The organism is Tamlana sp. 2_MG-2023 (genome assembly GCF_030548465.1).
Lineage (GTDB): Bacteria > Bacteroidota > Bacteroidia > Flavobacteriales > Flavobacteriaceae > Pseudotamlana.
Genome location: NZ_JAUOSF010000003.1, coordinates 220,072 through 241,278 on the forward strand (window position 1 = coordinate 220,072; position 21,207 = coordinate 241,278).

Annotated in this window: 22 protein-coding genes; 10 read left to right on the forward strand and 12 right to left on the reverse strand. The window is 33.3% G+C overall.

Annotated features, from left to right (window positions below; genetic code table 11):
- Nucleotides 1-141: 141 nt before the first annotated feature.
- A complete protein-coding gene (gene hemC, locus Q4566_RS06365) occupies nucleotides 142-1,716 on the reverse strand; it encodes a hydroxymethylbilane synthase (RefSeq protein WP_303419753.1) in 1,575 nt (524 codons plus the stop codon).
- The gene (gene hemA, locus Q4566_RS06370) at nucleotides 1,709-2,971 is read right to left on the reverse strand and encodes a glutamyl-tRNA reductase (protein ID WP_303419755.1); all 1,263 of its coding nucleotides are present in this window, start codon (nucleotides 2,969-2,971) and stop codon (nucleotides 1,709-1,711) included. Before hemA ends, hemC begins: the two co-directional genes overlap by 8 nt.
- Nucleotides 2,972-3,161: 190 nt before the next feature.
- Between hemA and Q4566_RS06375 the strand changes: the two genes are divergently transcribed.
- From Q4566_RS06375 to Q4566_RS06410, 8 genes are all read left to right on the forward strand, one after another.
- Nucleotides 3,162-4,061, forward strand: coding sequence for a helix-turn-helix transcriptional regulator (locus Q4566_RS06375; protein WP_303419756.1), 900 nt, complete (start codon nucleotides 3,162-3,164; stop codon nucleotides 4,059-4,061).
- A gap of 17 nt (nucleotides 4,062-4,078) precedes the next feature.
- On the forward strand, nucleotides 4,079-4,243 hold the full coding sequence (locus Q4566_RS06380; protein WP_303419758.1) for a hypothetical protein: 165 nt from the start codon (nucleotides 4,079-4,081) through the stop codon (nucleotides 4,241-4,243).
- A gap of 304 nt (nucleotides 4,244-4,547) precedes the next feature.
- Nucleotides 4,548-5,297 (forward strand): hypothetical protein, encoded by a 750-nt coding sequence (locus Q4566_RS06385; RefSeq protein ID WP_303419760.1) that lies wholly within the window; start codon nucleotides 4,548-4,550, stop codon nucleotides 5,295-5,297.
- 151 nt (nucleotides 5,298-5,448) lie between these two features.
- Nucleotides 5,449-6,474: a ferrochelatase gene (gene hemH / locus Q4566_RS06390; protein ID WP_303419762.1), complete on the forward strand. Its 1,026-nt coding sequence runs from the start codon at nucleotides 5,449-5,451 to the stop codon at nucleotides 6,472-6,474.
- Between the two features lie 8 nt (nucleotides 6,475-6,482).
- Complete coding sequence (locus tag Q4566_RS06395; RefSeq protein ID WP_303419764.1) at nucleotides 6,483-7,853, forward strand: MATE family efflux transporter; 1,371 nt, start codon at nucleotides 6,483-6,485, stop codon at nucleotides 7,851-7,853.
- Nucleotides 7,854-7,855: 2 nt separating this feature from the next.
- Nucleotides 7,856-8,404, forward strand: a complete 549-nt coding sequence (locus Q4566_RS06400; RefSeq protein ID WP_303419766.1) for a CopD family protein — start codon at nucleotides 7,856-7,858, stop codon at nucleotides 8,402-8,404.
- A gap of 148 nt (nucleotides 8,405-8,552) precedes the next feature.
- Entirely contained in the window at nucleotides 8,553-9,971 is a 1,419-nt protein-coding gene (locus Q4566_RS06405; protein ID WP_303419768.1) for an ATP-binding protein, read from the forward strand.
- Between the two features lie 154 nt (nucleotides 9,972-10,125).
- Nucleotides 10,126-10,908, forward strand: coding sequence for an enoyl-CoA hydratase/isomerase family protein (locus tag Q4566_RS06410; protein WP_303419770.1), 783 nt, complete (start codon nucleotides 10,126-10,128; stop codon nucleotides 10,906-10,908).
- 81 nt (nucleotides 10,909-10,989) lie between these two features.
- On the opposite strand, the gene Q4566_RS06415 is transcribed toward Q4566_RS06410, so the two are convergent.
- The 6 genes from Q4566_RS06415 to Q4566_RS06440 all read right to left on the reverse strand — a co-directional run bounded on the left by Q4566_RS06415 (nucleotide 10,990) and on the right by Q4566_RS06440 (nucleotide 15,961).
- A complete protein-coding gene (locus Q4566_RS06415; RefSeq protein WP_303419772.1) occupies nucleotides 10,990-11,589 on the reverse strand; it encodes a hypothetical protein in 600 nt (199 codons plus the stop codon).
- A 245-nt stretch (nucleotides 11,590-11,834) separates the two neighbouring features.
- Nucleotides 11,835-12,440, reverse strand: a complete 606-nt coding sequence (locus Q4566_RS06420) for a hypothetical protein (RefSeq protein ID WP_303419774.1) — start codon at nucleotides 12,438-12,440, stop codon at nucleotides 11,835-11,837.
- A 301-nt stretch (nucleotides 12,441-12,741) separates the two neighbouring features.
- Entirely contained in the window at nucleotides 12,742-13,347 is a 606-nt protein-coding gene (locus tag Q4566_RS06425; protein ID WP_303419776.1) for a hypothetical protein, read from the reverse strand.
- 308 nt (nucleotides 13,348-13,655) lie between these two features.
- Nucleotides 13,656-14,264, reverse strand: coding sequence for a hypothetical protein (locus tag Q4566_RS06430; protein WP_303419777.1), 609 nt, complete (start codon nucleotides 14,262-14,264; stop codon nucleotides 13,656-13,658).
- A 299-nt stretch (nucleotides 14,265-14,563) separates the two neighbouring features.
- Nucleotides 14,564-15,022, reverse strand: coding sequence for a hypothetical protein (locus Q4566_RS06435; RefSeq protein ID WP_303419779.1), 459 nt, complete (start codon nucleotides 15,020-15,022; stop codon nucleotides 14,564-14,566).
- Between the two features lie 339 nt (nucleotides 15,023-15,361).
- Nucleotides 15,362-15,961 carry a hypothetical protein gene (locus tag Q4566_RS06440; RefSeq protein WP_303419781.1) on the reverse strand — a complete coding sequence of 200 codons (600 nt, stop codon included), beginning with the start codon at nucleotides 15,959-15,961 and terminating at the stop codon, nucleotides 15,362-15,364.
- Nucleotides 15,962-16,165: 204 nt separating this feature from the next.
- Here Q4566_RS06440 and Q4566_RS06445 point away from each other — a divergent pair, with 204 nt between their 5' ends.
- Nucleotides 16,166-17,041 (forward strand): AraC family transcriptional regulator, encoded by an 876-nt coding sequence (locus tag Q4566_RS06445; protein WP_303419783.1) that lies wholly within the window; start codon nucleotides 16,166-16,168, stop codon nucleotides 17,039-17,041.
- Nucleotides 17,042-17,043: 2 nt separating this feature from the next.
- Here Q4566_RS06445 and Q4566_RS06450 read toward each other — a convergent pair whose 3' ends face one another.
- The 4 genes from Q4566_RS06450 to Q4566_RS06465 all read right to left on the reverse strand — a co-directional run bounded on the left by Q4566_RS06450 (nucleotide 17,044) and on the right by Q4566_RS06465 (nucleotide 20,225).
- Complete coding sequence (locus Q4566_RS06450) at nucleotides 17,044-17,700, reverse strand: HD domain-containing protein (RefSeq protein WP_303419785.1); 657 nt, start codon at nucleotides 17,698-17,700, stop codon at nucleotides 17,044-17,046.
- Nucleotides 17,701-17,848: 148 nt separating this feature from the next.
- Nucleotides 17,849-18,850 (reverse strand): acyl-ACP desaturase, encoded by a 1,002-nt coding sequence (locus Q4566_RS06455; protein ID WP_303419787.1) that lies wholly within the window; start codon nucleotides 18,848-18,850, stop codon nucleotides 17,849-17,851.
- An 11-nt stretch (nucleotides 18,851-18,861) separates the two neighbouring features.
- On the reverse strand, nucleotides 18,862-19,599 hold the full coding sequence (locus Q4566_RS06460; protein ID WP_303419789.1) for a 1-acyl-sn-glycerol-3-phosphate acyltransferase: 738 nt from the start codon (nucleotides 19,597-19,599) through the stop codon (nucleotides 18,862-18,864).
- Nucleotides 19,600-19,814: 215 nt separating this feature from the next.
- On the reverse strand, nucleotides 19,815-20,225 hold the full coding sequence (locus tag Q4566_RS06465; protein ID WP_303419791.1) for a BrxA/BrxB family bacilliredoxin: 411 nt from the start codon (nucleotides 20,223-20,225) through the stop codon (nucleotides 19,815-19,817).
- Between the two features lie 209 nt (nucleotides 20,226-20,434).
- On the opposite strand from Q4566_RS06465, the gene Q4566_RS06470 reads away from it, so the two are divergent.
- A complete protein-coding gene (locus Q4566_RS06470) occupies nucleotides 20,435-21,193 on the forward strand; it encodes a TerB family tellurite resistance protein (protein ID WP_303419793.1) in 759 nt (252 codons plus the stop codon).
- Nucleotides 21,194-21,207 lie beyond the last annotated feature (14 nt).

Sequence of the window (21,207 nt, forward strand, 5' to 3'; positions counted from 1 at the left end):
TGTATAAAACTAAGTGATAAATGGCTGCTCCAAAATGATATTTATCATAATTTTAACCTTTGAATTAAAAATGTTGAATTTATACAATCTGATTTAATATTTCAAAGCTTTTTCCGTTTCTATGGTTTATAATTTTCAAAATTATTGGGCGTAATGTGCATTGACTAATTCAATGACACTCTCTACAGTTGGTACTTTTGCAATGCGAACATCGCTAAAATGTTTACTTGCTTCCTTTGCTGTCGTGTCTCCAATACAGAAGGCTATAACTTCTGCTTTATTTTTTTGAACAAAACTTTCAACCGTTGATGGGCTATAAAACATAGCACTTTCAATAGAATCGGCAACTTTGAAACCATCAAATTTAGTTTGATAAGCTTCAACTTCGGTTACCTTAATGTTATTTTCTTCAAGAATATTTGGTAAATCGTCTAATCTTAAATCACTACAAAAATAGGTGACTTCCGTTCCGTCTATATATTCTACTAAATACTCGGCTAGTTTTTTAGCGTTGTTTTCAGTGTGGGTTACTTTGCCAATTTTCTTTTCAACCAAACGCTTGGTACGACGACCAACACAGTAAATGTTTTTGAATTGTAATTCTATAGCCGAATAGTTTGTAGTTAACGATTCTACGGCGTTTTTACTTGTTATGATTACGTTTTGAATCTCGTTTTTTAAGAAACGTGGGTGAATACGATTTAAGCTAATTTTTATAAAATCTGAGCTCTCTGGAACCGCTTTTTCATGAAATAACAAACGCTGATCTTCGGTAAATGATTTTGTTGAAAACACGTTGGTTGGTTTGGTAGACTTTATTTTGTCCATTAAGCGTTTTCCACCACGTTCGATAACAAAATCGGCACAAAACTGAGCCATATCGCTATGTTCGCCTAATTTTTTAACACGAGTTACATCAATCCGCTTGGAGCCATCTTCACTTAATAAAACCCCTTTAAAGTTAATTTCTTCATCTTTGATATAAGCTAACGCACCAATTGGAGCGGTGCATCCGCCTTCCAGTTTATTAAGGAATTCACGTTCTATGGTCGTACAAATTTCGGTTTCTTCGTGATTTAATTCCGCGCAAGCAGTTCTTGTAAATTCATCATCTTCTAAAGCAGTAACCATTATTGCGCCTTGTGCAGGAGCTGGAATCATCCAATCTAAATTAAACGATTCTTCTGGGCGAATACCAATTCTTCCAATACCTGCGGCTGCAAAAATGGCCCCGTTCCAATCGTTGTCTTCTAATTTTTGAAGACGAGAATTCACATTACCACGTAGATCTACAATAGTATGAGTTGGGAAACGGTTTAGCCATTGGGCACGACGTCTTAAACTACCGGTTGCAATTACGGCATTTTTAGAACCTAAAAACTCTTCGTTATTTTTAAATACCAGGGTGTCGTTTACATTACCACGTTTTAAAACGGCCGCTTGTACAATGCCTTTAGGCAAAAGGGTAGGCACATCTTTTAAAGAATGTACGGCAATATCGATATCGTCATTTAACATGGCAATATCTAGGGTTCTTGTAAAAATTCCTGTAATACCTAGCTCGTATAGGGGTTTATCTAAAACTAAATCGCCTGTAGATTTTACAGGAACGAGTGTGGTTTTATGCCCTAAAGCTTCAAGTTGCGTTTTTACAATGTTGGCTTGGTATAGTGCTAATTCACTATCACGCGTGCCAATTCTTATGGTTTTAGACATTTTTTGCTGTGGGTTCTAACTGAAACACTTTTTTAATAAGCTCCAAACTATCGTTTGTAGAAATATTATCATCTTTTAGGTGATGCGCAAAGTGGTTTGTTATTTTTTGTATGATGTTGTTGCTAATTAATTCGGCTTGTGCTTCATTAAAATCGGCATTTTTCTTGCGTTGTGTATCTAATTCCGCAGCAGCGAAATCGGATAATTTGTGTTTTAAGGCCTTAATGGTAGGCGCAAACTTTCTAGTTTCTAACCAGCCATTAAATTCTGCTTGAATGTCTTCTATAATCGCTTCCGCGGAAGGAATATGCGCTTTTCGAGCTTCTAAATTTTGATCGGTAATTTGTGATAAATGATCCAAATGTACCAAGGAAACATGATCCAATTCTTCAACGTCGGAATTTACGTTCTTTGGAATCGATAAATCTAGAATTAAAAGCGGTTTTTTTGACTGAATAATGTGCTTGTCGATGGTTGGGCGTTGAGCGCCAGTAGCCACGATAAGAATATCAGTTTGGTTTATTTCTTCTTGTAAATTAGCATAATCTTTTACGACCAAATTAAACTTACCAGCTATTTGTTCGGCGCGCGTTTTGGTACGGTTAATAAGTGTAATATGTTCGTTTTTAGTGTGTTTTACTAAATTTTCACAAGTGTTTCTTCCTATTTTACCGGTTCCGAATAAAAGAATGTTTTTATCTGAAACGTTTTCTATGGTGTTTAATATGTATTGTACAGAAGCAAAAGATACAGAGGTTGCACCCGAAGAAATATCGGTCTCTGTTTTTATACGTTTACTCGCTTGAATAACCGCATTTACTAAACGTTCTGTATAGTTATTAAGTAACCCATGTTTTCTTGAAAGTTTAGTGCTTATTTTTAACTGACTAATAATCTCGAAATCACCAAGAATCTGACTGTCTAAGCCAGAACCTACACGAAACATGTGTGACACGGCTTCGTTGTTTTTATAGACGTAGGCTACTTTTTGAAATTCTTCAAGTGTACCTCTGGTGTTATCGCAGAGTAGTTGAATAAGTTGAAATGGATGTGCTGCGAAACCATAAATTTCGGTTCTATTGCAAGTTGAAGTTACCACAAGACTTTCTATACCATTTTCTTTTGCCTGACTTAGTAATGCGTGCTTCGCGTCTTCGTCTAAGCTAAAGTGGCCTCTTATCTCGGCATCGGCTTTTTTATAACTTAAGCCTATGGCGTAAAAGTAAGAACTTCGTGAATTAATTTGGTTTTGCATGCTGGTGGCTCAATATAAGAAGACAAATGTATAGTGCTGCTTTCAGAAAAAATAACGCTTGAAGAACTATAAGTGTCGCTTGTGGTTTTTTAGCGATGTTTTTCGTGATTATCATCGAAATATGCTATTTTCGTATGAAAACAGGGCTGTTTAGTATCATTAATTTAGAACGAATCTAAATAAAAAAAGAATGAAGGAAGATTTCAATATCCATAAAAGTATCGCTCAAAGTACTTTTAACGAAACAACGGTTGAAGACGGGGTTATGGTGCTCACTTTTAAAAATGATGCGAGTGAAGTGCAATCGGCTGTAAAAGATATAGATAGTGATTATATCCAGTTTCATTTTTGTGTAAAAGGGTCCAGTCAATTTCTTTTTAACGAAGGGCGTTATAAATTAAGTATTCTAGAAGAGAATTCGCTGTTGTTATATAATCCGCAGCGCGATTTACCTATTCATTTAGAGGTTAATCCACATTCTTGGATGGTTTCCGTTTTAATTTCAATTAAAAAATTTCATGGTTTTTTCTCTCATGAAGCCGATTACATTACTTTTTTAAGTGAAGATAATAAGGATAAGAAATATTATAAAGATGGTGTTATTTCACCATCTATGGCGATTGTTTTAAATCAAATGATTAATTACAATTTAAATGCTTCTATTAAAGAACTTTACTTTAAAGGTAAAGCTTACGAGTTATTAAGTTTATATTTTAATAGAAGTGAAGATGCCGATGTGGAACAATGTCCGTTTTTAGTAGATGAAACTAATGTTATTAAAATACGTAAAGCTAAAGATATTATTGTAGCGCGTATGGCCGAACCGCCAAGTTTACAAGAGCTTGCAGATGAAATAGGTTTAAGTCTTAAAAAGTTAAAAGAAGGCTTTAAGCAAATTTATGGCGATTCTGTTTTTAGTTTTTTGTTTGATTATAAAATGGAAGTGGCCAGAAAACTGTTAGAATCTGGTGAAAATAATGTAAATGAAGTGGGTTTGAAGGTTGGTTACAGTACTTCAAGTCATTTTATTTCAGCCTTTAAAAAGAAATATGGCACCACGCCTAAAAAGTACATTATGTCTTTAAGTTGAATCTAAATTTATTGAATATGAAATATTTAACTCCAGAAATTGCAGCTTTTTACGAGAATATGAGTAAAAAATCTCTAGTTCGCGCTAACACGTCTTGTGGTATTTTTCAAGAATGTGACTATGATAATAAAGATCAAGAGGTCTATCAAAGTTATTTGAATCGTAAACATGGTAAGAAATAATTATTTTAATTCGTTCGTATTCAAACTATAAAGTCTTCATTTTATATTAATATAGGTAAAAACCTACAATAAATTACACTTCATCGATTTTTTACGTATATAAACATTACTTATATAAGTTTTTATATATATTGGTGGTGTACAAATTGTTAAAGAACTTAGCAAAGAATGTTTTTATTTATGGAATCATTCTCTCCCTCATCCGCTAGGCAAAAGGAAATATTTTAATAAACCTAAATAATTATACTAACCAAGTGAATTTGGAGGGCTGTCAACACCTTTAAGTTTACAGAATAACTTAACTATGATGAGAACTTTACTAAAAACATTATTAATTTTTTGCGTGGTTGTTTCATGCAAAACAAACGGATCTGAAACTAAAGTAGCAAGTGATTGTGATTTATTTCAAATAGGCCATTTTAAGTTTTATAACCCTAGGGTTTATGAACACCCGGTAATTTTTGAAAAAGGAAATCATAATTTACTTAATAAAGATTTTAAACCTGTATGGTATGATGGGTATTGTGCAGAAAACTTGCCTTCTCATTTCGCAACCAAAGATGAATATTTAAAATACATTCCTACAGATAAAATAAATAAGGAAGGACGTGCCCCATTTGATTCATTTTATGAAGTAAATAAAAAGAGCGTAAAAGGTAAGCCAGGTATTTATCATGATGATTACCATTTATTGTTTAGAGGTACAGTAAGCGTTAAAAATCTTAAATCAGATAAGCAATACCTTCTTGTAGCAGGAAAAAACTATATTCTAAAAGAAGAGGATTATGATAAAAACACCGAGTTTTATGAGCCGAGTGTAAAAAACATGTTTGCCTATTTATTAGAGGATGGTGTGTATAAAGCGGTTGATATTGATGAAGTATTAGGAGCTTTTAGTAAGGCACAGCATGAAAAAGTTTTTGAGGTTTTAAACGTTAAAAACCTGGTAAATTCAGTATGTGTTGAAAGTGTTAATACACAAGGAAAGCCTAATTTTGATAGTGCATCATTACCAAAATGGGTTTATAATAAATCTCAAGTAAGTAACATGTAAAAGATTTTATATTGCAAACCAAAACTAACTAACCAAAAAGGCTCCATTTTTTATAAATGGAGCTTTTTTTTGTTTTGTAATTGTTCACTTAACTAATTTTTAAGCTGTATTAAATTTATGTATTGTATTTTTGTGTCAACATAAAAAAGCGATGAAAAAAGGCATACTACTTGTAAATTTGGGTTCTCCTGAAAGCCCAGAGCCCAAAGATGTAAAGAAATATTTAGGAGAGTTTTTAATGGATGAGCGTGTTATTGATATTCCGCTTGTTGCTAGAGCAGCTCTTGTAAAAGGGATTATTTTAAAAACACGTCCTAAAGCATCAGCAGCTGCATATAAAAAAATATGGTGGGACGAAGGTTCACCATTAATTGTGATTTCTGAAAGACTTCAACAAAGTATTCAAAAACAAGTTGAAGCACCTGTAGCTTTGGCTATGCGTTATGGTAGTATGACCATTAAAAAAGGACTTCAAGAATTAGTAGATAAAGGTGTTGATGAGGTTTTGTTATTCCCTTTATACCCGCAGTTCGCAATGGCAACTACGGAAACTATTACGGTTTTAGCAGAAGAACTTCGTCAAGCGTTTTTTCCGAATTTAAAAATAGAATCAGTACCTGCTTTTTATAATAAACCAGATTATATTGAGGTGCTTTCAAATTCTGTAAAACGTCATTTAGAAGGTAAGCCAGTTGATCATTTGCTATTTTCTTACCATGGCGTACCAGAGCGTCATATAAGAAAAAGTGATGTTACTAAATCACACTGTAAAATTGATGGTAGCTGTTGTGCGACACCAAGTATTGCACATGAGTTTTGTTACAGGCATCAATGTTTAGAGGTTACTAAATTAGTTGCCGAAAAACTTAAACTTAAAGAGGGTTCGTATTCAACATCCTTTCAATCACGTTTAGGGTTTGATCCTTGGTTGTTGCCTTATACAGACCGAACTATTGAGCGTTTAGGGAAAAATGGTGTTAAAAATATGGCTATTGTAACACCCGCATTTGTGAGTGACTGTTTAGAAACACTTGAAGAAATCGCCATGGAAGGTCAAGAGATTTTCCATGAAATGGGTGGTAATGAATTTACTACCATTCCTTGTTTGAATGACGATAAACCTTTTGTAGATTTATTGTCTAATTGGATTAACACATGGGTCACGCCAAGTACATAATTTAAAATATGGCAAAAATATCATCACAGGAATTAGGATCTCAACCTATAGGAAAGCTTTTAATTAGGCAAGCTGTACCTGCGGCCATAGGGATTTTGGTGATGTCATTAAATATTTTAGTCGATACTATTTTTGTAGGCCATTGGATTGGGGTAACGGCTATCGCTGCGATAAATGTGGTCTTGCCTGTGTCTTTTTTTATAGCGGCCTTAGGAATGGCCATTGGTATTGGTGGGTCTTCCATTATATCGCGTGCACTTGGCGCATCAAACCATAAAAAGGCATTAAAAACCTTTGGGAATCAAATTACCTTAACCTTATTACTCTGTACCACGTTTGTAACCGTGGGCTTGTTGTTTCAAGATGCTATTATAAATTCGTTTGGAGGTAAAGGTGCTATTTTTGAACCTGCAAAAATTTATTATCGCATTGTACTTTATGGGGTGCCTATTTTGGCCTTAAGTATGATGGGGAATACGGTAATTCGTGCTGAAGGCAAGCCTAAATTTGGTATGTACGCCATGATGATTCCCTCGGTAAGTAATTTAATTTTAGATTACCTTTTTATTAATGTTTTGGACTTTGGAATGGCTGGAGCTGCATGGGCTACAACGCTTTCTTATGGGTTTTGTTTTATGTTTATTCTTTGGTTTTTTCTCTCTAAACATTCCGAATTAAAAATAAACTTCTCACATCTTGGTTTAAACTTTGGGGTAGTAAAAGAAATTAGCGCGTTAGGTTTTGTAACATTGGCTAGACAAGCTGTTGTGAGTGTCACGTATTTGTTTATGAATAATATTTTGTATGATTTAGGAGGTGTCACTTCGGTAACTTCATACGCTATTGTTGGACGCATGCTTATGTTTGCAATGTTTCCTGTTTTAGGTGTTACTCAAGGATTTTTACCCATTGCTGGTTTTAATTACGGTGCGAAACAGTACGATCGTGTCAAACAAAGTATTTACATAGCTATTAAATACGCCTCGCTGCTAGCAACATTGGTATTTATTGTGCTGATGAGCTTTCCAGATCTCATTACTAAAATGTTCACCACCGATCCTGAAGTGATAAAAGAAACACCAAGTGCGATGCGTTGGGTGTTTGCCGCTACTCCTATTATTGCGTTGCAGCTTATTGGAGCCGCTTATTTTCAGGCGATTGGAAAGGCAAAACCAGCGTTATTATTAACTTTAACGCGCCAAGGGTTTTTCTTTATTCCGCTAATTTTCATACTTCCGGAATTTTATGGGGAATTAGGTGTTTGGATCTCATTTCCTATCGCAGATACCTTAGCAACAATAGTAACTGCTTATTTCTTAAATAGAGAAATTTCAAAAACCTTAACCTCTAAAAACTCTGAAGTCAATTCAATGCTTTAATTATGGAATATTACAATTATATAAAATCGTTTCATCTTATCTTCGTAATCACTTGGTTTGCGGGATTGTTTTATATTCCGCGGTTATTTGTGTATCAAATTGAAGCTTTTCATAAGCCATCGCCAGATAAGGAAATCTTGGGAAAACAGTTAAAGTTAATGGCCAAACGCCTGTGGTATATTATCACTTGGCCATCAGCTATTTTAGCTACTATTTTTGCGGTTTGGTTGCTTATTTTACAGCCTTATTGGTTAGAACAATCTTGGATGCACGTTAAATTAGTCTTTGTTTTACTACTTTTTATATACCATTATAAAACTCATGTTTATTATAAGCAATTACAAATTGACGTGGTTAAAAAATCTTCTAGTTACATGCGTATGTGGAACGAAGGCGCGACTTTTATCTTATTTGCCGTTGTGTTTTTAGTGGTTTTAAAGAATGCTATTAATTGGATTTGGGGCGTCGTAGGTATTGTGGTTTTAGGTGTCTTAATTATGGTAGGTTTCAAAATTTACAAGAATATTAGAGCTAAAAATCCTGACGCTTAAAAATTAGGATCGAATTTAAAAGAACGTGCTTTTTAAACCACCATATCAGGCTTTGGTTTGATTATTGCTATATTTAAACCATTCAATATAAGATCAAGTGCCTTTTAGATTAAGAAAACCATCATTACGTACTCGTATTTTTTTAGCCATGATCCTTTTGGTTTTATTAGGGTCGGTGCTAATTACAGTTGTTGCAATCAATCAATATAAACAACAAAGTGAAGATTATCACAGCGATCGTTTACAGGCTAAAGAACAAAGTATAAGTACACATCTTAGGCGTGTACTTAACGGTAGAAACAATACCTGGGAAGTTAAAACCGAAAATATCGCTGTAATATTTAAAGAGGAAATTTATAACATTGCCGATATTCATAAACTTCAAATCAATTTATATGATTTAGATGGCACCTTGTTAATTTCATCTAAGGCTGGCTTTAGAAATAATGTTGCCGATAAATGCATTGAAACTGAGGTTTTAAATGCTATTTCTAATACAGCCGTACATCGTTATGTGGATAAACACATGGAAAATGGCGAGACCTTCTTGTCATCATACACTTATCTTACCGATCAGAAATCTAGAGAATTGGTTATATTAAATTTACCATATTTAGAGAATGATGATTTTCTAACGAATGAGCTAGAAGCGTTTTTAACCCGAATGGCGTACGCCTTTACCTTTGTGCTTTTTATGGCGATCGGCCTTGCATTTTTATTATCTAAATTCATTACGAAATCCTTAAAAACTATTAGTGACAAAATTAACTCCACACGGCTTGAAAGGCTTAATGAAAAGATTGAAATTGATGATACAAGCGAAGAGATTACTACTTTGGTGAACTCTTACAACAGTATGATTGATGAGCTTGAAGAAAGTGCTATACAGTTAGCAAAAAGCGAACGCGAACAGGCTTGGCGAGAAATGGCAAAACAAGTCGCACATGAGATTAAAAATCCGTTAACCCCTATGCGATTAACAGTTCAAGATTTTCAGCGTAAGTTTGATCCAGAAGATGCTAATATCTACTCTAAAGTTGACGAATATACCAAAACCTTAATACAGCAAATAGATACTATGAGTTCTATAGCATCGGCATTTTCAAATTTTGCTAAAATGCCGGCGCAACAAAATGAAAATTTAAATGTTGTGGAAATTGTAAAATTAGCATTAGATATTTTTAATGAAAACTACATCAAATTTACTTCAGAAAGTGAAAATATCATTGCAAAACTAGATAGAACGCAACTCATTAGAGTGGTAACAAACTTGGTGAAAAATGCTATTCAAGCCATGTCTGAAAATCATGAGCCTAAAATTATAGTCAATGTTTCGGAGGTCAACAATAACGTGGTTATTTTGGTTTCAGATAATGGTTCGGGTATCTCCGAATCAAGTAAAGAAAAGGTGTTTGAACCAAAATTTACAACTAAAACAAGTGGTATGGGATTAGGTTTGGCCATGGTAAAAAATATAGTTGAAACTTATAACGGCACCATTTCATTTATTTCAGAAAAGGGCAAGGGGACAACGTTTACAGTAACATTCCCAAAAGCTCATTTTTAGTCTTCCTTAGTGAATGCTTCAGTTTTTTGATTTCTGAAGCCGTTAGCCGTTATCCTGATAAAAATTAGTAAATTTAAGTGGTTAAAATAAAACCATAAAGCGTTTTCAAAAGCTGATTTAAAAATACGCTTAAAATGAACAATTCAATTTAACTATGAGTTATAATACGATTATTTTGAGTAGAACAGGGGCGTTAAGCACGATTACGATTAATCGTCCCAAAAAATTAAACGCGCTTAATAAAGAGACGATTACAGAGCTGCATGAGGCTTTCAAGGAAGCTGACTCTGATAAGGAAACCAAAGTTATTATTGTTACCGGAAGTGGTGAAAAAGCCTTTGTTGCAGGTGCCGATATTAGTGAGTTTTCAGATTTTAATGCTTCCGAAGGAAAGGCATTAGCGGCTAAAGGTCATGAACAATTATTTGATTTCGTTGAAAACTTATCTACACCCGTTATTGCAGCTGTAAATGGTTTTGCATTAGGAGGTGGTTTAGAGCTCGCTATGGCTTGTCACTTTAGGGTAGCAAGTACTAATGCCAAATTAGGGCTTCCAGAGGTTTCTCTCGGTGTTATTCCAGGTTATGGTGGTACACAACGTTTGCCGCAATTGGTAGGAAAAGGGCGTGCTTTAGAGATGATTATGACGGCTGGAATGATTGACGCAGCTCAAGCACTAACTTATGGTTTGGTAAATCACGTGGTGGGCCAGGAAGAGTTATTGAATTTCTGCACTGGCATAGCTTCAAAAATTTCAAATAATTCTAGCGTTGCGATAAGTAGGGCGATAGAAGCAGTAAATGCTAATTATAAAACTGGTGTTAATGGTTTTGAAGTTGAAGTTGAAGCTTTTGGAGCTAGTTTTGGCACCGAAGATTTTAAGGAGGGTACAACCGCCTTTCTTGAAAAACGTAAACCTCATTTTCCTGGAAAATAAAAAATTTAATTCAGTACATAAATTAAAAAAGGCTATCCATTTAGATAGCCTTTAATTTGTAAAATGTGGTTCTTGCATGCTTTAAATGTGTTTTACGTATTCACGTCCTTCTGAGTGGAAAACAATTTTATGACTTCCGCTTTCTAGTCCTTTCAATCTGTAAACTCTTTGAATGTTGGTTGTGTTTTCAATAGTTTCAGAAAATAAAAGTCCTTCGCTACCTGGTGCGGTTGAATAGATATGAATTTTTAGTGGTTCACCATCTAATGCCAACTTGTTAATGTAAACGATACTGCCTTCAACACGCGTGTGCGGCTTATAAATGATCTCTTCTTTTTCCTTATCAAATAGCACTAATCCAGATTTTACTGAAAATGGAATAACGCTAATTTCAAGTCCCTTGTCTACTTCAAACATATAAGCGCCATTAGGCAACATGGTAAGGTCGAAACCAGTAGAGAAAATACCTGTTGTCTGAATAACTTCTTTATGTAGAATGACACCATTACTATCTTTAATTGATAGTAGATTCCCTGCCTTTACGTAGTTGAAAGTAAGAGAGGTTCTGTTTGTTTCATTTTCAGCCTTGAAAGATGAAACTTCATTTGCGAAACTTAATAAGGTAGTCATCATGATTACCATTAAGATTCCTTTTTTTGAATGTTTAAGTACGTTTTTCATAATAAAGTGTTTTTAACGTTCAACATATCAAATATAGGATTTAAATAAATATCATAAAACACTGATATTGACTGTTTTATGTGGTATTTTATCTGTTATTTTTGCGTTGCTAATTGGTTAGCTTATAATGATTAATAGCGGGTGTTTTTAAGAAATTGTTATGTGTTAGATATAAAAAAAGGTGAACTTTTTTAAAAGCTCACCTTTTTGGCAAAAACTAAATAAGACATTAGTTCAATATTATTCTAGATTGTTTTTTCGTATGCTCTATCTGCAGAATGAAGTACTACTTCATAGTTTCCTAAATTTAAGCGATCTAATTTGTAAGCTCTTTCGATTTTAGTCTCATCGCTAACTATTTCAGAAAGGATTAATTCTTTGTATCTATTTTCTTTGTTGGTAAAGTAGATGTCAATTTCTAAAGGCTCACCGTCAATAGCTAATTTGCTAATGTATAGGTGGTCGCCAACTACTCGAATAAATGGTTTGTAAACTACTTTTTCATTTTCTTTGTTGAAAAAAGCATTTCCAGAGCTTATTGAAAAAGGGATTTCTCTTATTTCAAGATCTTTATCTAACTCAAACATGTATTTTCCGTTTGGTAAAAACGTGAGGTCAAACTCTCTTGAGTAATTTCCTGTAACTTTAATTGTTTCCGAATAAAGTATAGCACCTTGATTGTCTTTAAGTGATAAAGAGCTACCTTCTCGAACACTACTTATTGTTAATGTTGTTTTTTTTGCAGCAACATCAATACTGTAAAATGAATTGTCGCTCGCGAAACTTACCATAGTAACAAATAAAGTTACTAATAAGAATCCTTTTCTTGAGTGTGTAAATATGTGTTTCATAATGTTTTATTTTATCATTTGATACTACAAATTTATGATAGTTTTTATTGTTGTAAAACATTGGTATTGATTAGTTTGTGTGTTATTTTATCTGTTATTAAACAGTTGTTTTAAGGTTAAGATAATATAACATAAAACAAGGGTAATTTTGGTTTTATTCCAGGTTAATGACAATTAAAGAGCTGTTCTATTTTATTTTTTTGAAGAAAGATATGATGAATTCTTGATGAAAGTTTTAAGCAAAAAAAAAGATGTTCCTTTTTTAAGAACACCTTTTTTCTAACTAAACTAAACTAAGATCTTAGATATTTTTTTCATATTTTCTGTGAGCTGTATAAACTACTACTTGGTAATTTCCTTCTTTAAGTCCACTTAATTTGTATGCTTTTTCAATTTTTTCTTTATCAGATAATTTTTCTGAAACAACAACTTGAGAGTTGAAACTGTTTTTTCTAGTGTAAACAATTTCTATATCTAATGGCTCTCCATCTAAAGCTAATTTACTGATGTAAAGCATGTCATTAGAAACTCTAATAAAAGGTTTGTAAACTGTTCTTTCTTTATATTTATTAAAACTAGCAATACCAGAATTTATAGTGAAAGGGATTTCTTTAATTTCTAGATCTTTATCTACTTCAAACATATAATTTCCGTTAGATAAGAAAGCTAAATTGAATTCTCTTGTGTATTTTCCTGTTGTTTTAATTGTTTCAGAACAAATAACTGTGCCAGCTGCATTTTTAAGAGAAAGTAAGCTACCTTCTTTAGCATAATCTAAAGTTAAAGTTGTTTTGTTTGCTTCAACTTTAATGCTGTAAAATGAATTTTCGTTTGCGAAACTTAACATAGTAGCAAATAAAGTTACCATTAAGAATCCTTTTCTTGTGTTTGTAAATATGTTGTTCATAATATAAATATTTTCTGTTTTGATACTACAAAGATAGGCTGCTTATAGGAGGTGCAAAACATGGAGATTGGCAGATTTATATGCTAGATTATCTGTTATGTAAATGTTGTTTTTTCGTTAAGTTAATTTAGCATATAATCAAGGTAATTCTGTTTGATTTTCATCCAGTTCGGCTTTTAAGGGTTAGAAGAACTTATTTACTTCTAGTTATTTTGGTACTGGAAAATTAGTATAGATACTACATATTCAAAAAAAAAGGCGATCTATTTAAGATCACCTTTTTTAATTGTTCTTTTCTAAATTAAGATTTAGATATTTTTTTCAAATCTTCTATCTGCAGCATGTAGTATTACTTGGTATTTACCTTGATTAAGATCTTCTAATCTGTATACTTTTTCTATAGTGGCATCACCTTTTATGTTTTCAGAGATTACAAGTTCCGAATGAGATCTATTATTGTTTTTTGTAAAATAGATATCAACTTTAAGATCCTCTCCATCCAGAGCTAATTTGCTAATGTAAACTAGATCACCAGACACTCTAATGAATGGTTTGTAAATTAGTTTTTCTTCATTTTTATTAAAGGTAACTACACCAGAATTTAATGTAAAAGGAATCTCTTTAATTTGAAGGTCTTTGTCAACTTCAAACTTATAGTCTCCATTTGGCAAAAATGATAAATCAAATTCTCTTTTGTATCTTCCAGTAGCTTTAATGGTTTCAGAATAAAGTACCGATCCATTTAAATCTTTTATGGATAAAGCACTTCCTTCTTTAGCATAATTTAAAGTTAAAGTCGTTTTGCTGGCTTCTACATTAATGTTGTAAAAGTCGTTTTCGTTTGCGAAACTTAACATGGTAGCAAATAAAGTTACCATTAAGAATCCTTTTCTTGTGTTTGTAAATATGTTATTCATAATATATAAATTTTCTCTTTTTGATACTACAAAGATATGTTAGTTGTAAGTCCTGCAAAACATTGGAATTGATGTATTTATATGTTAGATTATCAATCATATTGACACTAAGTTTATCTTGAGTTAATTTAGCATAATAGACAGTTAATAGAGTATGTTTTATGTTGTTTAAGCTATTTTAAATTGATTTTGATGTTGTAATGAAAAATCAATTTTTAGTAAACATCAGGTACGTATAATTCAAAAACGGAACACTTATATTTAAGTGTCCCGTTTTTATTTAATAAATATGAGAGAGATTAGAATTTTTGTAAAGGGTGGCGATTAAATTTTTGTTCTTCTCGAAACAAGACCATATGCTTTTTACCCTGATAAATATTTTTTACGTTGCAAAGGCTTTCAGCTTTGTTTTGTGCAAATGTTGATTTTATTTTTTTGAAAAATACCATTTCTGAAGCTACCTTAAAGGGGAGCTGTATGGTTTGCGAGTTTTCTATTTGTAAAAAATAATTACCGTTTTCTAAAAATGATAGGTCAACACCTTTAGAGTTAAATCGGGCTTTTTCATATAAAATATTTCCTTTGGAATCTTTTATGGAAATGAAACTTCCATCAGGAATATCATTTAGTGCCACGGTTGATTTTTTTATGGCATTAGTTATATTGTAATAAGCGGCTTTCTTTGCGAACCCAGATATACTGCTAAGTAAAACGGCTGCTAAGAATATTGTTTGTGAGAGACTAGCTATGTTTTTCAAAATGAAGGATTTATGTTGTAAATTTAGCTGAGAAGTGAGCTTGCTAAAACATCTAAATTGGTAAGATTATATGCTAAATTACCACCGGATGATTATAGGAGACTATTGTTTAAATTAATATAACATATAATTTACATTGAATTTAAACGGTTTTCTTATATGAAGGTCCCTTTTTAAATTTATAAAAAAAGGCAAATTAGCAGAGGTTATAAGGGTTGTTTGTAGCTATAAAACAATGTACTCTAGGTGTGTGTGCTAGTTGAGGAAAATAGAAAGCAAAAAAAAGTGGGCCACCACAGCCCACTTTACCAACTAAACTAAACTAAATAAGACATTAAACTAATTATTAATGAATTTCGTGTACTCCTTGTTATTAGAGTGTATTGTTATTTTGTAATTTCCTGTATTCAATTTGTAAACCTTTTCGATTACTAATGCATCCTGTATTAATTCAGAGTGAATCATTTCGTATTCGCCTTCTGCAACTTCAGAAAATATATTGATAATTGCAGTTTCATCATCAGAACAAAGTTTCGTTACATATAGTAAGTCTGCTTCGTGTTTAGTATGAGGTTTAAAATATGTTGATTCTTCAGCTTCATCAAATTCAATTTCAGTAGTGTTTACTGTAAAAGGAATGGTGTTAACTTCTAAATCTTTATTAATTTCAAAAACATAATCTCCGTTTTCTAAACCTGTTAAATCAAATCCTTTTGTATAAGTTCCAGTTGCTTCAACCGATTCTTTAAAAATGATGATCCCTTGGTTATCTTTAATAGAGACTAAATCGCCTTGTTTTACATCTTCTAGTGTTATAGACGTTTTTTTAGCGTCTCTCTTTACGATTACCTTATCATCTGCATTTGCGAAACCTAAAACCGTTGCTAGCATAGCTACCATCAGGATTCCTTTTTTAGTTAATGTAAGTACGTTTTTCATAATGAGTCGTTTATAACGTTCAACGGTACAAAGATATGTGAGATCTAGAAGGTGCAAAACATCAATTTTGGCTTATTTATATGCTATTTTATCTGTTAACTATTTGTTAACTAAACATGAAGTTAATTTAACATATATTTGAGTTAAATAAATATACAATGTATGCATAATAAGTATTAATTTTGCTAATAAAACCCCTCTAATATGATTGCTAAGAAACCCACATTAAAGAAGCTAAGCCCAAGTTTTGGGAGCTCTATCTTGGTTAAACAGCATGTAGAACAGGTAGATAGGAATGGAGCCTTCTGGCATTTTCACCCAGAGTTGGAACTTATATATATAAATAAAGGACAAGGAAAGACACATATAGGAAGTCATTTATCCTATTTTAACAACAGTCAATTAATATTAATAGGTTCTAATCTACCACATAATGGTTTTACAGATCGTTTAACTGCTAACGGAACAGAAACAACAATACAATTCAAGGCTAATTTTTTAGGAGACGATTTTCTTAACGTGCCTGAGATAGCAAATATTTCAGCATTATTTGAAAGAGCTAAAAAAGGCATTCGTTTTAAAGTTGAAACTAAAAAGAAGTTAGGGCCTAAAATTGAAAAGTTATATGAATATAAAGGACTAAAGCGCGTTATCAAGTTTTTAGAAATTTTACATTATTTATCTAAAACAGATGATTACAATTTATTAAACGCTGATGGTCTGGCCTTTGAAGCCGAAGCGCAAGACAGTGCTAAAATTGGTGTGATCTTTAAGTATGTGAATAAAAACTTTACACACCACATTGCGTTGGATGAAATTGCAGATAAGGTGAGTATGACGGTTCCTGCCTTTTGTAGATACTTTAAGAAAGCAACTGGTAAAACATTTACTCAAATAGTAAATGAATACCGCGTGGTTCATGCTACTAAATTATTATCGGAGGAATTAGAAATGAGCATCGCCGATGTGTGTTTTGAATGCGGATTTAATAACTTCTCGCATTTTAATAAAACCTTTAACGATATTACTGGTAAAAGTGCATCGAGTTACCGTAAAGAAATTAAAAAGATGATTAGTTAGGCTTATTTACTGCCTTCCCATTCATTATAAAACTGCTCTAGAAAGCTCAACATATAATTGTGACGTTCTAGGGCAATTTTTTTGCCTGTTTCCGTGTTCATGCGGTCTTTTAATAGGAGAAGCTTTTCATAAAAGTGATTGATGGTAGGCGCGTTTGAGCTTTTATACGCTTCTTTTGTCATATTAAGATTGGGTTTAATCTCAGGATTGTAAAGCGCTCTGTTTTTAAAACCACCATAATTAAAACACCTCGCAATGCCTATAGCGCCAATAGCATCTAAACGATCGGCGTCTTGTACAATATCTAATTCAAGCGATTTAAATTTCTGTGTTTCGTTACCACCTTTAAAAGATATGTGTTTAATAATGTTACACACATGTTCGATAACCGAAGTTTCAATATGAAGTTGGGTTAAGAAAGCTGCAGCTTTTTTAGGGCCTACGGTTTCATCACCATTATGGAACTTACTATCGGCAATATCATGCAGTAAAGCACCTAAAGCGATAATAAAGGTATCGGCTTGTTCGGTTTTTGAAATTAACAAAGCATTTTTATAAACACGCTCTATATGAAACCAATCGTGTCCGCCTTCAGCGTCAGCTAAAGTGTCTTTTACAAAAGTGATGGTTTTATTAATAATGTCTTCGGAAGTATACATAAGCTGAAATAAAAAATTCCTTTCAGAATAAACTGGAAGGAATTGATTGATATTTTAGATTGATTTTGTCATTCAGAAGGAGGTACGACTGAAGAATCTTTTAATAATTGTTGAGATTCCTCGATTCCTCGGAATGACAAAACTGTTTTTACTTAATAATAGCAGGTTCTACCCATTTAAATTGGAATGAGTTTTCAGGCACTTTCATACGGTCTGATAAACGGTACATTCTCGAAGGTAGTTTCATTAAATAATCTCTAGCTTTTTCAGCTTCATCGTTTAATCCTGTGATTTTATCAATTTCCCAACGGTCAATTAATTTCTGAAGGATATCCACATAATCGGTAGATGTATAAACCCCAATACGTTGTGCCGTATTTGAGAATTCTTCAAAAGCAGAACTTATTTTACCACCCGATTCTCTTAAAAAGTGTGCAGGCATGGTAATTTTTTGTTTCATCATATAATGAAAAGCCATCATCATCTGGCTTGGATCTACTTTAAAAATACGATCTACAAAATCTGAATACGCATGATGGTGGCGCATTTCATCACCAGAAATAATTTTACACATTTTAGACAAACGCTTGTTCCCCATGTCTTTAGCTATTTTAGCTACACGATTATGAGAAATGTAGGTTGCTAATTCTTGGAAACTTGTGTAAACAAAGTTTTTATAAGGATCTCTATCGGTTCCAATATCAAAACCATCGGCAATTAAATGCTGTGTGGTTTTTTCAATTTCTTTCATGTTTACCCTTCCCGAAAGGTAAAGGTATTTGTTAAGTACATCACCATGTCTATTTTCTTCAGAAGTCCATTGGCGTACCCATTTACCCCAGCCGTTTTCTTTACCATCCATTTGGTCTACACCCTCAACATCCATTAACCACGATTCGTAGGTAGGTAAAGCTTCTTCGGTAATCATATCACCCACTAAAACTACCCAGAAGTCATATGGCAATTCTTTAGCAAGCTCTCTAATTTCTTTTACTTCTTCGAAAAACTTTTCATCTGTCGTTTCAGAATTAGGTAAAAAATCTGTCGGTTGCCAAATAGAATCTATAGGAATTAAGTATTTTTCCATTAGGGCGTCAACGTCTTTTTCCAAAAACTTCATGACTTCTAATCTTTTATTTTTCAATGACATGTGTTGTAATGTTATGGTTCGATACTGTTTGTGATAGTGGTTTCTATACTATCTAATAGGTCTTGTTTGTTTACAAAGGTACTAACTTTTAAAGGCTTATGCACAGTAAATGTGATATGAGTGCCTAAACCCATTGGGAAATTGCCGTATTTTAACATTTTCCATGAATTATTTATGGTAATTGGGACAACAACGGCCGATGGAATTTTTTTAAATAAAATTTCTAAACCTCTCGTTTGAAATGGTTTTGGTACGCCGTTTTTACTGCGAGTACCTTCAGGGAATATGACCGCGGCGCGTTTTGTGTTTTCTATATATTCGCCAAATTTCATTAAGGCAGGAAGGGATTGTCTGGGGTTTTTACGATCAATTAATGCACCACCACCATGACGTAAATTATAAGATACGCTTGGTATCCCATGGCCTAATTCTATTTTACTTATAAATTTAGGATGGTGTTTACGCATGTACCAAGTAATGGGGTAAATGTCGTGTAAACTTTGATGGTTTGATACAATGATAAGTGGTTGGTTGGTGTCAATATCATACGGATTGGTAAAGGTAAAACGCGTACCTAAAAGTCTTGCGCAACAGATTAATGAAAACTGCAGGCCATCAACAACTTTTTTATGCACGTTGTATCCAAAAATATTAAAGCTTAACCACTGTAATACGTGAAATACGCATAGTGTAAGAAAGAATACTATAACATAAATGACGCTTATCGGATATGATAGAATTTTTTGCATGGGTCAAAAATAAGTAAATCTTGGTTCTGTTTAAATGAAGCTTAAATTATTTTCGTTTTTGTGAATGAAAACAAAAGAGGTTGTACCTACTTCTAATGATAAACGGGCATAAAAAAACCACGATCGTTTGAGTATCGTGGTTCTGATTGTATTTTTATTCTAATTGAAATGCAATCTGTTTATAACGATTGTATCAATCAACGAAAAATAATTTTCTAGCAATGCTCGTTATAAGCATCCTTAAGGTTGTCTGCAATTAATTCAGCAGGTCGTCCTTCAATGTGGTGACGCTCTAACATGTGAACCAATTCACCATCTTTAAATAATGCCATACTTGGTGAGCTTGGAGGAAACGGTACCATGTGACCACGAGCTGCATCCACAGCTTCTTTATCAACACCTGCAAAAACAGTAACGATGTTGCTTGGTTTTTTTGCATTGTCTAAACTCATTCTTGCTCCTGGACGTGCATTAGCTGCTGCACAACCACAAACTGAATTTACAACCACTAAAGTTGTGCCTTCTTTTGCTAAAGCTGCATCAACCTCTTGGGCAGTATGTAATTCTTCAAAACCAACTTTCGTTAAATCTTCACGCATTGGTTTTACTAATTCTGCTGGATACATATTTTTAAATTTTAATAATTAACAATTCTGACTGCAAAGATACCAATTGTGTCACAATTCCGTAAAGCAATCCACTAACAAATATTATATTTACGCTCTTAAATTATTTTTTAATAAAAACATGAGCGCAAACCTTGTAAAATACGCAGCTTCAAAATGATGAAGTAAGTATTTAGGGTAGTTTGACGTTTAATAAAATAAATACTTACATGAGTTATTCAAAATGGATTGGTGGCGCGATTGGTTGGTCGTTGGGAGGTCCTATTGGAGCTATCATTGGATTAGCTATAGGGACTTTAATAGATTCGATGGCTAAAAGTGGTGGTAGTCCGTTTTCTACTGAAAGAGAGACATATAATCAAAGAGACCCGCGACAGCACACAAGAACCCAATCTGGCGATTTTGAAGTGAGTTTGCTTATTCTAGCCTCTTCAGTGATTAAAGCCGATGGTAAATTGGATCAGCGTGAATTGGATTTTGTGCGTCAGCAATTTGTTGGCATGTACGGAAAAGACCGTGCGAATCACGCTTTTAAGTTGTTTAAAAATATCAATAAGCAACAAGTTTCTGTGCGTCCAGTGTGTTTGCAAATTCGGCAGATGATGGAGCATGCTTCACGTTTACAGCTCCTACATTTTTTATTCGGAATCGCTAAAGCCGATGGGTTTGTAACTGAAAGGGAGGTTGATCAAATTCATAAAATCGCGGGCTACTTAGGGATTTCATCTCGAGATTACGAAAGTATTAAAGCGATGTTTTATAATGATGCTGATGCGGCATACAAAGTTTTAGAGATTGAAAAAAGTGCTTCAGTAGATGAAATTAAAAAGGCCTACCGAAAAATGGCCAAAAAATACCATCCAGATAAAGTCATACACTTAGGGCCGGCACATCAAAAGGGTGCAGAAGAAAAGTTCAGACAAGTGCAAGCTGCTTATGAGCAAATACAAAAGGAACGTGGGTTTTAAGGGCTTTTTTCCGA